Genomic DNA, 12,722 nt, shown 5'->3' with positions numbered 1-12,722 from the left:
ATCCCCTTGCCGGTTTATGCCTCACTCAATGAGGCGCTGTCGCCTGTGCTTTAACGCTTTATGTTTACTTGGCATTTTCATTATGTCAAGGATGATTTTTCGATGTCGGTAATCTTCACGTAGGACGGAATACCATCCATGCCCTGACGGGGCAACCCAACAGTAGCCGTGGGTGTAAGCCCACGGAAAAGGGCACATCGACGGCCTAAGAGACCCCGGAGGGGTCACCGCATCTTCCTCGAATCGTTGCATGTCTCTTGACCCCTTCGGGGTCGGGGACGAAAGATTATGGGAGCACCCCTGTTCCACGGGCTTACGAAACTGTCCCAGAATCAAAGATCTCACGGCGCCGTCGGTAGGGGCGGTTCGTGAACCGCCCGAAATCAGGGCGCTTCTCGAAGCGCCCCTACAGGAGATTCTCCCCACTGTCAGGTTTTTGAGACGGTTTCTTACACCCGTGGCTACGTTTGGTACGCCCCTTCGGGGCTCAGATTCTCCTCTCCTCCACGTAAGTGAAAGATTGGCCGTGTTGCTTAGATCCGAAGTAACCCCAAGCCACATACGGTCCGGTCTTGTTCATTTTCCTGATGCGCTCTTGTGACGGAAAATAGTAAACTCTCGGGAATTCTCATTTGCGGACTCGAGGGGGACATATGGCTCAGCGAAGTGTGTCGGCACAGGAAGCTATCACGCTCCTGCAGGAGGGAAATTCCCGGTTTGCCATGGGCTGGCCCCAACGGCCAAACCAGCAAGCGGAAAGACGATTCGAGACCAGCGAAAAGGGACAACATCCCGTAGCCGGGATCATTACGTGCACCGACTCCAGAGTTCCCCCTGAGATTCTTTTTGATCGAGGAATCGGGGACTTATTCGTGGTACGAGTGGCAGGGAATGTCGCGGGCGTTAGTGAAATGGGTTCCATAGAGTATGCCATCGAACACCTGGGCGTTCCTCTCGTAATTGTCATGGGCCATTCGCAGTGCGGAGCAGTGACTGCGGTAGCGGAAAATCACGAGGTGCACGGAAGCATCGCGGAACTTGCCAAGAAGATATCACCGGCAGTCGCAAAGACCAAAAACGACCATCCTGCCCTGACAGGAAAGGCCCTGGTAGAAGAAGCCGCGCACGCGAACGTCTGGCAGACCATCGAAGACCTGTTCCGCCACAGCCTTGCGATAAAACACGCAGTGAAGGAAGGCTCTGTGGAAGTTGTCGCCGCGTACTACGACATCAGAGACGGGAAGGTCACGTGGATGGGAAAACACCCGCAACAGGACCGCCTGTTGGGAGGGGAATGATGCGGGGAGAACCTTTTTGTAAAAAGGTTCCTCCCCACACCCCTCTCCAAAAACTTCTATATCATGGCCTTTGGGCCGCTTCCGCTGCCGGTGGAAGCTACCCAGAGGCGAGATATGGAGTTCTTTAAAGGGGGCCTGAGACAATTTCTTTTCGCAACGGAGTTGACACGGCCACGTCCCCGCGGATACCCAAGGAGCAAACAGCATGTCGGAAAAAGAAGCCCCGTGGAGTGAAGATATTCTAAACAGCATGAAACCCGGCGCGGTCACCTTCGCATGGGATGACGGCGAAATTAGAACAATCCCTGCGCCTGAAAAGGCCCTTGACACTATGGCCGATGCCTGGAAATGGATCGACGAAAAGCTTAAGGAACTGGGACTGGAAAAGGGAAAGCCTCGATCCGTATGCTTCCGATTGACCAACGGCCAGTTCCGAGGCCTAAAATTCCCGGACGTGCAACCAGGGGCTATTTAAGAGTGTGGGGAGGACCTTTTTGAAAAAAGGTCCTCCCCACGCCCCTCTCCAAAAACTTTTGCATCATGTCCGCTGGAGCTATATTGCGGGATGTTTCCGTGCAAGCTGTTTATAGCTGTGACAGCGGCGTAGGTGAGACTGGAGGCTTTGATTCACGGGAGGCACATATTCTTTATCAACTCACTCATAACGGCTAAGCTGACGATTGTTTGCCCATTACCGTGACCAAAGGGATTGAGAGTCTGCGGGAAATGCCGTCAACTATTCTTTGCCAGACCTTCCCTTCTGCTGAATTTCCTCTTGCCCTGGGTGAGTCATAGATTACCAAAAACACTTCCTTGTGCCGATTCGCGTAGTCGTACAGCAGTTGGTTGGCATCGCCGGTACGAATTGCGGTCTTGAACGGAATACCCTCACGTTCCATTTGCTTTGATAGTTCCTGGATTCTTTCCGCGGCTCGCTCATCGGCCGGACCGGACGACCCGGAGCGGCTCTTCTTCTTGGGTCCGGCTATGACGTGAAGGATTTCCATCTCCAGGCTCATCCTTTTGCACAGGCTTACCGCGTAACCAATGGCATTCGAGTCCGGAGCGTCGCCATCGATAACTAAAAGCACTGATTGCGGCTTTGGCTCGGCATGGACCATACTCTCTGCCACGCGGGTCTCACCCGCTTCCGCAAACGCCACAGCGGCCATGTGATCTCGAACCTTCTCGCTGAGGCCCTTTTTATGCACCTGTGCAGAGGCGCCGGTGCGAATCTCTCCTGGCTCGCCTTCTGCCGATTCAGACAGTTCCTGAAGATACTCTCTTGCAGTTTCATGGTCTCCGGCTTCCGCGAAAGTTATTGCATTCAGCAGCGCTGTGATTTTACGCTTCGTACGCTTCATCGCGACCTCCTTACCAATGCACAAACATCTGAACAAATTCCATGCCAACTTTACATTAACCGACTAACTCGTTGATTCAGCGGGGTATGAGCGGCATTGCCTAAAACGGCGAGCCTGGGATCTGTTGCAGATAGAGACGGAGCGATGTGCATGTTGGAAATAGTCAAAGTTAATAGGCTAGTTAGCAGCCCGTTGCATGGGAGACAATGTGATGCGTTTTGCAACAAACACGTAAAACGAGCAGTTGCCGATTTTTAATGGACGTCGAATAGTTGTTTCAGTCAGACAACAATAGCCCCATGTCCAACAAACATTTCGACGCTTCCGTCAGGCTGTATCTCGTGGGGTCTGTTGCATAGTGCAACTCTCGGGTTTTCCTGCATGGAAGAGCGAATTCATTGTAATCCCATGCTGAAGATGACAAAATAACTGCAATACGTTGCGTTGTGTAACGTCACTTTTGACAAGACCGCCTAAGGGACGAAAAAAAAATGACGGCGCTAAATCCCGGAGACCACGCGCAGGATGCGATGACGCTTGCTTGCCGCTTCCTCCTTAGAAAAAAACTCCCGTTTGGAACGGAAATTGCTCCTACGAGAGTCCGAGTCAGTTTCACGACCGACTCAGTGCCCTTTTCAAACCAGGAACGTTTATGCGAGCGACCCGTTTCAGCATCAGGCACAAGGTGATCATCGGCGTCGCGGCCGTCTATCTTTTGATGGCAGCCGCGATAACCGGCAGCTATTACTTTATGCGCCTGTTGGAAGACAAAATCGGCTACCTCGAAGACGTCAGCAAACTGGAGGAGTCTGTCCTTGAAATGCGCCGCTTTGAAAAGAACTTCTTTCTATACGGAGATAGCCAATCCCTCCGCACGGCTCTTTACCATCTGGAGAGAGTCAAGGGCCTGTTGGCCAAAAACGTTAACAAAATCATTGGACTTTCGTCTCCGGAAATGACCTCGGAGTTTGCCCGAGAGTTGGATGATTACCAACGCCTGTTGCAGGAATGCTCGAATCTTGCCGGTGAAGCGACATGCCCTCCCGAAGCTCGATCGGGATACGAGACGAAGATAAGAACGACAGGATCTTCGATCGCACAGTTTTCTGAAACCGTGGCCAAACGAAAACGGGATTCCATCAAGCAGACGATGAGCACCACCGTGCAGCTTCTTTGGCTGGGCTTTGCCGTGGTTGGGATCGGACTTGCGGCGGTGGGGAGCTTCCTCTTGGTGAAGGTTACCAAGCCCTTGAAACTACTGGAGAACAGCACTGAAAAGATAGCCAGAGGCGATTTTGAGCCTATTGAAAGTCTGCCCCCCGAAAAGGAAATCCGTGACATCTTCCATTCCTTTAACAGGATGGCGGTTCAACTGAGAGACCGCGAAGAGCAACTCGTCCAGTCCAAGAAGCTTGCCGCGCTTGGAACCATGCTCGCCGGAGTTGCCCATGAGGTGAACAATCCGCTCTCCAACATCTCGTCCTCGTGCGAAATCCTCTTGGAAGAGCTGGACGAAGCGGACCGGGAATGGCAGAGAAGCCTTCTGAAAAAAGTGCTGGAACAGGTTGAAAAGGCACGCAACATTGTTTTGAACCTTCTGGAGTTCTCAAGAAGCAAGGAGTTCAACAAAGAGCGCTCGAACCTCAAACAGCTCGTAGACAAGACAGTCAGCCTCCTCCAAGCGCAAATCCCCGCGGGAGTACTCGTTGAAACCCAGGCGGACGAAAAGGTGTGGGTCGATGCCGACCGGCAGAGGCTGGAGCAGGTTTTCATGAATTTGATCTTGAACGCTGTTCAGGCCATCGAAGGCGAAGGAACGGTCAAGGTCAGGGTCTTGGCCGCCAAAGACGGCATGGTGAGCGTACGAATAAAGGATACCGGCAAAGGGATTGCCGAGGAGGACCTTCCCAGAATATTCGACCCATTTTTCACTACCAAGGACGTGGGCAAGGGAACCGGATTGGGTCTCTTCATCGCCCATGACATAGTCGTCAGACATAAAGGCACGATTCGAGTGGAAAGCGCGCAGGGAAAAGGAACCACCTTCTTGGTCAACATACCGACCTCGGAGTCTGCCGCATGAACAACCCGCCAAGAATACTCATAATCGACGATGAAGAAATGGCCCTCATGAACCTGGACCATATACTCAAGAAACAGGGATATGAGATCGTTACAGCGGACACAGGCCCCAAAGGGCTGAATATTCTAAAAAACGATCGCTTCGACGTGGTGCTCACCGACCTGAAGATGGAAAAAGTTGACGGCATGAGAATTCTCGAAGAATGCCGCCAGAGCCACCCACACTGTGAAGTGATAATGATAACGGGTTATGCAACGGTGGATTCTGCAATCGAAGCAATGAAGAAAGGGGCTTATCACTACGTGTCAAAGCCCTACCGAATAGACGCGGTGCGCAAGATCGTGGCCGAAGCACTGGAAAAGATCCGCTTAAGGCAAGAAAATGTGCAGTTGAAGCAGGATTTGAAACGGTTTCAAGAAGCAGGACAGGTTAAGATTATCACGAAAGATCCGGCCCTGATGAGGATCTTGGAAACCGCGAAACAAATCGCGCCGACGGACTGTAACGTTCTCATTACCGGAGAATCCGGTACCGGCAAGGAGCTGCTGGCCAGGTTCGTCCACGAACACAGCCGCCGCGGCGACGGGCCTCTGATGGCTGTCAATTGCGGGACCTTCAACGAGGAATTGCTATCCAACGAACTGTTCGGACATGAGAAAGGGGCGTACACGGGAGCAGTAGTCGGCAAGCCGGGAATCATCGAGCTGGCAAGCCGAGGCACCTTGTTCCTGGATGAAATCACGGAGATGTCCACCAACATGCAGGCGAAACTTCTCAGGGTCATCCAGGAGAGGCAGCTCATGAAAGTTGGAGGGACCGCTACCATCACCGTGGACGTTCGGTTCATCGCCGCGACGAACCGCAATATCTACGAAGCCATCCACGCTAACGAATTCCGCAAAGACCTGTATTACAGGCTCAACGTGGTGTCTCTGGATCTCCCTCCTCTCGCGATGCGCAAAAGCGACATACCGCTGCTGGCACAATTCTTTCTGGAGAAGCACTCCAAACTCATGCGGCGGACTACACCGACCTTGTCGCGAGAAGTCTCCGAGATCCTGAAACACTACGATTTCCCCGGAAACGTGAGAGAGCTGGAGAACATCATCGAACGCGGCATAGCCCTGGCTACCGACGATGTGATCGAACCGAGGCATCTACCGGATGACATAAAGGATTTCAGAATTACCACATTCAGGCGCAAAGACGGGGGCCTGCCGACTCTTGAGGAGCAGGAAATACGTTACATCAAACAGGTTTTGGAAGAAACCGGAGGAAACAAGACCGCCGCAGCGGACACACTCGGTATAGACAGAGTTTCATTGTGGCGAAAGATCAAGCGCTACGGATTGGAATAGGCCCCGCAGGGAGAAGTTCCTTCCCTCAATGGGCTGTCTGGCAATCTGTCCACCAATTGCGCGCTATTCTTCCTCGCTTGAGCCGTTGTCTCTGAATACAAGCACGGGCCTAGTCGTGGACCGGACGAGGTTCAGTGCCTCATCGCTTATCAGTTGCAGGATCTTTGGCCTTTTGTGCCCGTAGGCCCCGAGAACTATCAAATCGTAAAGCGACCCCCTGGCCTCCTTCAGAACTTCCTCTACAAATTCACCTTTGACTGTCTTGGTGACCGGCACGTGGCCGAACTCTTTCAAAGTCTCACCCCCGTTCAGGAGGCAGGCTTGGGCGGCTTCATCGGTCTCGCCGCGGCCGGCTTCCTGGACATGCAGGATTGTAATCGGGGGTTTTTTTCTGGCAAAAAGCGGGGCAATGAACTTCAAGGCAGCTTGATCGCAATTAGTTCCTCTGTAAGCCACCAACACGCGGTTGATCTCGCGGAAGTCGCGCACGATCAACACAGGCCTTTTCGCGTGGTGGAGGATCTTGGAATGGACCGTACCCAACAAGAAGCCTCTGAGCGAGGAACGCCCATGGGACCCAAGGACGATCATGTCGTAATCGCCCTCGTAGGCGTATTCCAGTATCTTATCTACCGGGTCACCCGTATCGATGGTCGGGTGGCATGGCACTTTTCCCGCCAGGCAATATTCACACTGTTCCAGAGCCTCTTTTTGTATTTGAAGCGCCTCGGAGTCTATCCAGTTTTCCAGGCCGTCTTTTGCGAAAAAGGGGGCGTAAAAACTCTCCGCCGCGATTTGTGCCTCATCCGGCTTGACGTAAAGTGCGCGAACCGCGGCATTAAAGTGTTCGAGCAGATGACACGCATATGCCAAGGCAATGTGTGACTCCTGGCTCTTGTCAATTCCGACCAGAACTTTCATCTTATTCTCCTGCTGATCAAAGAACAAAAAGGACTGCCGGCATCCCACATATTAACTGTACGCACTCTGTCGGTTGTCAGTTTCTTGTTATCAATATTGGACACGGGGCATTGCCAATAACGCGCTCTGTAACGCTTCCCATGAGAAGGCGCTTGAAACGAGTGTGCCCGTGTGATCCCACGATGACCATTCCCACGGTCATCTTCGTAGCGATTTCAGTAATTATTCTTGCAGGGTCGCCTTCGTGCAATAGCATTTCGGCCTTGGCTGCAACTGAATCAGCTTCCTTTCCAACATCTTCCAGGTTCTTGCGAGCCCTGTCAATCATTCCCTGAGCTACACCGGCGTCCAACCCGTAAAGGTGTTCGGGAACATCTGCCACGGATATGACCAGAACTCTGCTTCCATAGGATTTCTGCAAATCGAATGCTCGTTTCGCCGCGACTTTGCCGAACTCGGAGCCGTCAACCGCCACAAGGATGCTGTCCGTCGCGATTTGTTTGTCTCCAGGGACCACCAGGACATCAATGTGGCTGCACCCTATGACTCTTGCCGTCATGCTCCCCATCAGCAGCTTCTCCGCCGGGTTGCATCCTCTGACACCCACGACTATCAAATCGCATCCCAGGGACTCGGCGGCATTGACAATTTGCTCGTGAGGTTCGCCCTGTTCAAGAACGGTCTGAACTGAAATCCCAAGAGAGTCGGCTATCTCAACCGACTTGGCGAGGGCCTTTTTGTAAGGCTCGCTTACCATTTCCGCCACGTGCTGCCGAACTCCAACAAGTCGAAGTTCCCCTTCGTACGGAGGCGTCACCGCTATCACTCTGATGGCGCCTCCCTCGGCACGAGCAAGCCGGCAGGCTTGCCTCAAGGCATGATAAGATGATTCAGAGCCGTCAACCGCCACGATTATCCGGCTAAACATGCTCATAATTTTCCACAGTCGGTGGGGTCGCCGCGTAGGTCGCTCTTTTGGCCTTCACCATGCTCCCCAGGATTATGAAAGCCCCTACGGCCAGCCCTAGACACATAGTTGCGAAGCTGACCACGTTGAGGACGGTCAAAGTCGACTTTTCCATGGACATAAGGCCCAATTGGGTCAAGTATTCCGGCACCGCCAGCGCTCGACTGATTGCCACTATGAGCATGATGGTACCCATGACCATTTTGATCATGTGCTCTTTCACATAAGTGGTTCCTATGGCCCCTAACTGAACACCAAGAAGAGACCCGGCAAGAATGATCAAAGTGAGCCTGATGTCCACCATGCCGTGCACCGCCCACTTTACGGTTCCACCGAATCCCATGATGAAGGCTATTACCAGCTCCGAGGCCGATGATACCAACCCCGAAGCGCCGACCACATAGATCATCCCCGGCACTCCGACGAATCCGCCCACGGCTATAGTGGCCGCAAGCAAACCCGTGGCAAAACCTACCGGAACGGTGAACCACAAGGAGATCCTCACACCGGCCGTTTTAAAATAGATCATGGGGGGAAGATTAATGTGTTGAAGTTTCTTGGCCAGGGCCGGCACTATTTCTTCGCCCCCTGACTTGGAGGCCTTTTGCGCGTCCCAGAACACGTACCCGCCGACCACAACCAACACCGCCACAAATGACAAGCTGACGTACAGGTTTGATCCGGCTTCTCCCCATCGGGCAAGGATCATCTCTTGTATTTTTATACCTGCCTGAACGCCTACCGTGGCCGAAGCGGCCATGACGATGCCCAGTTTCAGGTCCACTTGTCCGTATTTAAACCTTTTGTACGCGCCAACCATGGCTTTCGGGAACTTGTGACACATGTTGCTCGCTACGGCAACAGCAGCCGGGACCCCGAGGCTCATCATTCCCGGGGTCAAAACAAACGCTCCGCCTGATCCGATGAAGCCGCTGACGAGACCTCCGACAAATCCCACTGTAAACAGGAAGGCCACATTGACCCAGGTAAGGTCGATGAATTTGGCTCCTTCCAACGCTAAATCGTGCATGCTCTTCTCCTATCAAGTAATCGTATTGAACTTTTCTTACAGGCTCATACGCAAGCGCGGACGGGGTCTTTGGGCAGGCCTCGGAGCTGTGACTTCAGGCCGCTCGGCCGCTTGCTTGATCTCCGCGTGGACTCCCAGCACCGACCAGAGATTGCTGGCGAATGCCCCGTGCGCGAAGGAGAAGACAAATACCGTCGCTATCGGAAAGACCGCATAATAGCCGCCCCTGGCAAAGTATTCCGCCACGGCATCCGGTTTGTAGAAAGCCGCGGCGTACAAAACTGCCGTGATTGCAGCGTAGATCAACGTCTGCGCTATAAGTTTCGTCCGTTTATGGCTCTGAGCCCTACTCATATTCTGACTCCTTAAGATAACAACTATGACGTGGGAAAAAATGTCCGCTCTTGCTGAGGCACGTATTTTTGTGAGGATCGACGCGTACCGGTGTTTAGAGGCGGTAAGATTGCTCACGGACCCTGGGGCGAGGTGCTTTCTTCAGCTCCGGCTCTTTCCGGCCCCTTAGACGGTCAGCTTCTTCCAGCACTGTGCGGGCCGTTTGCCACTCACCTGCTTCAGCAAAAGCCACCGCCGCTGCCATGGCCTCCAGCTTCTTTCTCCAGCTTTTCATCAGACTACTCCTGTGAAGTGTGGACTCCTTGTCCTTCACCTGTTTAGTAGTCAAGTTCCGTGCCAGCTGCATGAAATGACGATAGGGTATATAAATGATGGAAGAAATTCGCGTGAGCCATCATGGAAACCGTCGATCGGGCTGTTGCATTTGGTAACACAAGAGATTAAAATACGACAATGTTCAGTGATTTACGGTACATAATAGTCATTACACCACGCTAACAAAGTGTTGCGTGTCGCAACGAATAAGAGTGCGGCAAGAGGGGGACGCGCTGGTGGGAACGGCATTTGGCACGATACGCGCTATCACGACGAAATGGAGCAGATGCTGTCGGAAGTCTAGGTTGCTGTTCCTGCTCCTTAGCTCTATAATTCGGTCCGAAACCCTTATGCAGGAATAGGCGGGAAAGCTCAAGAAAGGGACCCGTAAGTTGCCGCGTTTACCGTCTCGATCGACCAGGAGTTCAGGACCATGGCTTTTTTCCGAAAACAACAGGAAGAGAGGCCCTCAATGCCTCAGGAGCTTATCGATCTGAGGGCGTCGATTGATGAGGCTCGGCTCCCTGAAAACGTCGCTGCTGTGGCCGTAAAAGAGCTGGAACGCCTCGAAAAGACAGACCCTTCTGCTGCGGAGTACGCGGTGGGCCTGAACTACATTGACTATCTGATTTCTCTTCCCTGGAATCGCCACACCGACGACAACTTGGACCTGAACAGGGCGGAACAAATATTGGACCGGCACCACTACGGGTTGCGCCACGCAAAACAGCGAGTGCTGGAGTATCTTGCCGTTCGAGCATTGAGGAATATGAGGCAATTCAGAGTCCTGGTGGTCGATGACGAAGAAATATCCCGCGCCAACATCGAACACATCATGCGCAAGGAGGGGTACCAGGTCTCCACAGCAGGCAACGGAGCTGAGGCGCTGGAGCAGGTGAAAAAGGAGCAGTTCGATCTCATCGTTACAGATTTGAAAATGGAAAAAGTGGATGGGATGCAGCTCTTGGAATCTATTAAGCAACTGTCTCCTAGTACCGCAATTATCATGGTCACGGGCTACGCCACGGTGGACTCAGCCGTGGATGCGCTTACAAAAGGCGCTGCTTACTACCTTACCAAACCTTTCAAGCTGGATGAGCTGCGCTCGACGGTCAACAAGGTCCTTGAGAAGAAACGGCATGCTCTGTTTACCAGAGGACCCATTCTATGTTTCGCCGGTCCCCCCGGCACCGGCAAGACTTCCATCGGACAGGCCATTGCCGAAGCTATGGAACGGAAATTCGCTCGGTTCTCGCTCGCAGGTCTCAGAGACGAAGCGGAACTGCGCGGCCACCGAAGGACCTACGTGGGAGCCATGCCTGGGCGCATAATCAGTGAAATCAGAAAACTGTCTCTAAGGAATCCGGTTTTCATGTTGGATGAGATCGACAAGATCGGCCAGGATTTCAGAGGCGATCCCGCGTCGGTACTCCTTGAGATACTGGACCCGGAGCAGAACCGGTATTTTACCGACCATTACCTCGATGTTCCGTTTGATCTGTCAGCCGTAATGTTCATCGCAACCGCCAACATGGTACAGAGTCTTCCCGCAGCGCTGCTCGACCGGCTGGAAATTATTAATTTTCCGGGGTACACGGAAGCGGAGAAGAGCCGGATTGCAGCAGACTACCTGATACCTCGCCAACTGAGAGAGAGCGGATTGCACGATCAGGGCATAACTTTCACGGATGAAGCCGTGACCAGGATTATAAGGGATTACACCGCAGAAGCCGGGTTGCGCAACCTGGAGCGGGAGATTGCAAACGTCTGCAGAAAGTTGGCTTTGATTCAGTTGAAACAGGGGGCCGCATCCTGCCCTGTCAGCGTGGATGAAAAGCTGGTCGCTCATTTCCTGGGACCGCGGAAATTCCGTCATGAAGTCGCCGAGGCCGACAATCAAATCGGGGTAGTTACCGGCCTGGTTTGGACGGAATTCGGTGGTGAAATTATTTTTGTTGAAGCAAGCCGCATGAAGGGGAGCCAACAGCTAATCCTGACGGGCTCCTTGGGCGATGTGCTCAGGGAATCGGCTCAGACTGCGCTAAGTTACATTCGAGGCCATGCAGATCGTTTTGAGATCGATCCTGATTTTTTTTCCAACAGTGACATCCACGTGCATATTCCTGCCGGGGCCATACCCAAAGACGGTCCTTCCGCGGGGGTAACAATCGCTTTGGCCCTCATTTCGCTGCTTACCAGGCGGCCGGCTCGCCGCGACGTGGCGCTCAGCGGCGAGATCACTTTAAGCGGGCGTGTTTTGCCTGTAAGCGGCATTCGAGAAAAGGTGCTGGCTGCGCAAAGGGCCGGGGTCAGGGTTGTGGTATTTCCCGGCAAAAACGAGGCGGACATAGCCGACGTGCCTGACCAAGCTAAAGAAGGTCTGAAAATAATAATGTCCGAGGATATCGCGGGGCTGGTGGAGCTGGTGCTACTGCCTCATGGAGCGTCTTCTGCCAAGCCCGATGCCTAGGTGACAACGATCGGGGGTTCCCCGGATGAAAGCAAGAGGATGCATGCCGGGGAACCCCGCGAAACGGGGACTATACCTATTCTCGAAGGTAATCACGAATTGGCTAGCGGATGCCTCTGCCGGCTTCATCTTGACCCGCCCCCTTGTAATTTGCGGCGGCCAATAGGCCGCCCTACGTTTGTAGTCCAAGGCTTGCTGTGATTCCCCGTAGGGCGGCCTATTGGCCGCCGTTGCCCCAGGCACCAGTGTGGCGTCATAGCGCGAAGACTTTTGAGAATCACTTTAGGACAAGCCTGTGGTTGCACCCGAGTAATGAGTCCCACCTGCGCGAACGAAGGACTAGGACAGAGCTTCTGACCCCGCCTGTTCGAGGCATCGCGGTTATACCGATTCGCCATAAAAAATACAACATTCCCGACCGTTGTCATTGCTGTACGTGTCAAGTAATTCGTGGACAAGACTCGAGGAATTCTAGGGGAGTTTTCCCCCCTAGGGCTTGATGCGGTCTTAGGTTGTTGTAGTAGTAGATGTACTGTTCGAGTTCCTTTTTGAACTCTTCTTC

General features: G+C 53.2%; 12 protein-coding genes. 5 read left to right on the top strand and 7 right to left on the bottom strand.

Annotated elements, in window-relative coordinates:
- The first annotated feature begins 653 nt into the window (after nucleotides 1-653).
- Together HY913_12285 and HY913_12280 are read left to right on the top strand one after the other, a co-directional pair.
- On the top strand, nucleotides 654-1,298 hold the full coding sequence (locus HY913_12285; GenBank protein ID MBI4964048.1) for a carbonic anhydrase: 645 nt from the start codon (nucleotides 654-656) through the stop codon (nucleotides 1,296-1,298).
- Between the two features lie 205 nt (nucleotides 1,299-1,503).
- Complete coding sequence (locus tag HY913_12280) at nucleotides 1,504-1,773, top strand: hypothetical protein (GenBank protein ID MBI4964047.1); 270 nt, start codon at nucleotides 1,504-1,506, stop codon at nucleotides 1,771-1,773.
- Nucleotides 1,774-1,966: 193 nt separating this feature from the next.
- On the opposite strand, the gene HY913_12275 is transcribed toward HY913_12280, so the two are convergent.
- Nucleotides 1,967-2,662, bottom strand: coding sequence for a universal stress protein (locus HY913_12275; GenBank protein ID MBI4964046.1), 696 nt, complete (start codon nucleotides 2,660-2,662; stop codon nucleotides 1,967-1,969).
- Nucleotides 2,663-3,314: 652 nt separating this feature from the next.
- On the opposite strand from HY913_12275, the gene HY913_12270 reads away from it, so the two are divergent.
- Together HY913_12270 and HY913_12265 are read left to right on the top strand one after the other, a co-directional pair.
- Nucleotides 3,315-4,745, top strand: a complete 1,431-nt coding sequence (locus tag HY913_12270) for a HAMP domain-containing protein (GenBank protein ID MBI4964045.1) — start codon at nucleotides 3,315-3,317, stop codon at nucleotides 4,743-4,745.
- Nucleotides 4,742-6,103 carry a sigma-54-dependent Fis family transcriptional regulator gene (locus tag HY913_12265; GenBank protein ID MBI4964044.1) on the top strand — a complete coding sequence of 454 codons (1,362 nt, stop codon included), beginning with the start codon at nucleotides 4,742-4,744 and terminating at the stop codon, nucleotides 6,101-6,103. Before HY913_12270 ends, HY913_12265 begins: the two co-directional genes overlap by 4 nt.
- Nucleotides 6,104-6,166: 63 nt before the next feature.
- On the opposite strand, the gene HY913_12260 is transcribed toward HY913_12265, so the two are convergent.
- The 5 genes from HY913_12260 to HY913_12240 all read right to left on the bottom strand — a co-directional run bounded on the left by HY913_12260 (nucleotide 6,167) and on the right by HY913_12240 (nucleotide 9,649).
- Nucleotides 6,167-7,024, bottom strand: a complete 858-nt coding sequence (locus HY913_12260; protein MBI4964043.1) for a universal stress protein — start codon at nucleotides 7,022-7,024, stop codon at nucleotides 6,167-6,169.
- Between the two features lie 76 nt (nucleotides 7,025-7,100).
- Nucleotides 7,101-7,952, bottom strand: a complete 852-nt coding sequence (locus HY913_12255) for a universal stress protein (GenBank protein MBI4964042.1) — start codon at nucleotides 7,950-7,952, stop codon at nucleotides 7,101-7,103.
- Nucleotides 7,945-9,021 (bottom strand): sulfite exporter TauE/SafE family protein, encoded by a 1,077-nt coding sequence (locus HY913_12250; protein MBI4964041.1) that lies wholly within the window; start codon nucleotides 9,019-9,021, stop codon nucleotides 7,945-7,947. The genes HY913_12255 and HY913_12250 overlap by 8 nt, the downstream gene beginning before the upstream one ends.
- Before the next feature lie 36 nt (nucleotides 9,022-9,057).
- Nucleotides 9,058-9,375: a hypothetical protein gene (locus HY913_12245; GenBank protein MBI4964040.1), complete on the bottom strand. Its 318-nt coding sequence runs from the start codon at nucleotides 9,373-9,375 to the stop codon at nucleotides 9,058-9,060.
- A 94-nt stretch (nucleotides 9,376-9,469) separates the two neighbouring features.
- On the bottom strand, nucleotides 9,470-9,649 hold the full coding sequence (locus tag HY913_12240) for a hypothetical protein (GenBank protein ID MBI4964039.1): 180 nt from the start codon (nucleotides 9,647-9,649) through the stop codon (nucleotides 9,470-9,472).
- Between the two features lie 474 nt (nucleotides 9,650-10,123).
- Here HY913_12240 and lon point away from each other — a divergent pair, with 474 nt between their 5' ends.
- On the top strand, nucleotides 10,124-12,160 hold the full coding sequence (gene lon, locus HY913_12235; protein MBI4964038.1) for an endopeptidase La: 2,037 nt from the start codon (nucleotides 10,124-10,126) through the stop codon (nucleotides 12,158-12,160).
- Nucleotides 12,161-12,599: 439 nt separating this feature from the next.
- Here lon and HY913_12230 read toward each other — a convergent pair.
- The coding region (locus HY913_12230; GenBank protein ID MBI4964037.1) for a transposase at nucleotides 12,600-12,722 on the bottom strand (123 nt) is incomplete at its 5' end.

It is taken from the genome of Desulfomonile tiedjei (genome assembly GCA_016212925.1).
Classification (GTDB): domain Bacteria; phylum Desulfobacterota; class Desulfomonilia; order Desulfomonilales; family Desulfomonilaceae; genus JACRDF01.
Note: the sequence above shows the minus strand (reverse complement) of the source record. Positions and strands in the feature narration are given on the sequence as shown.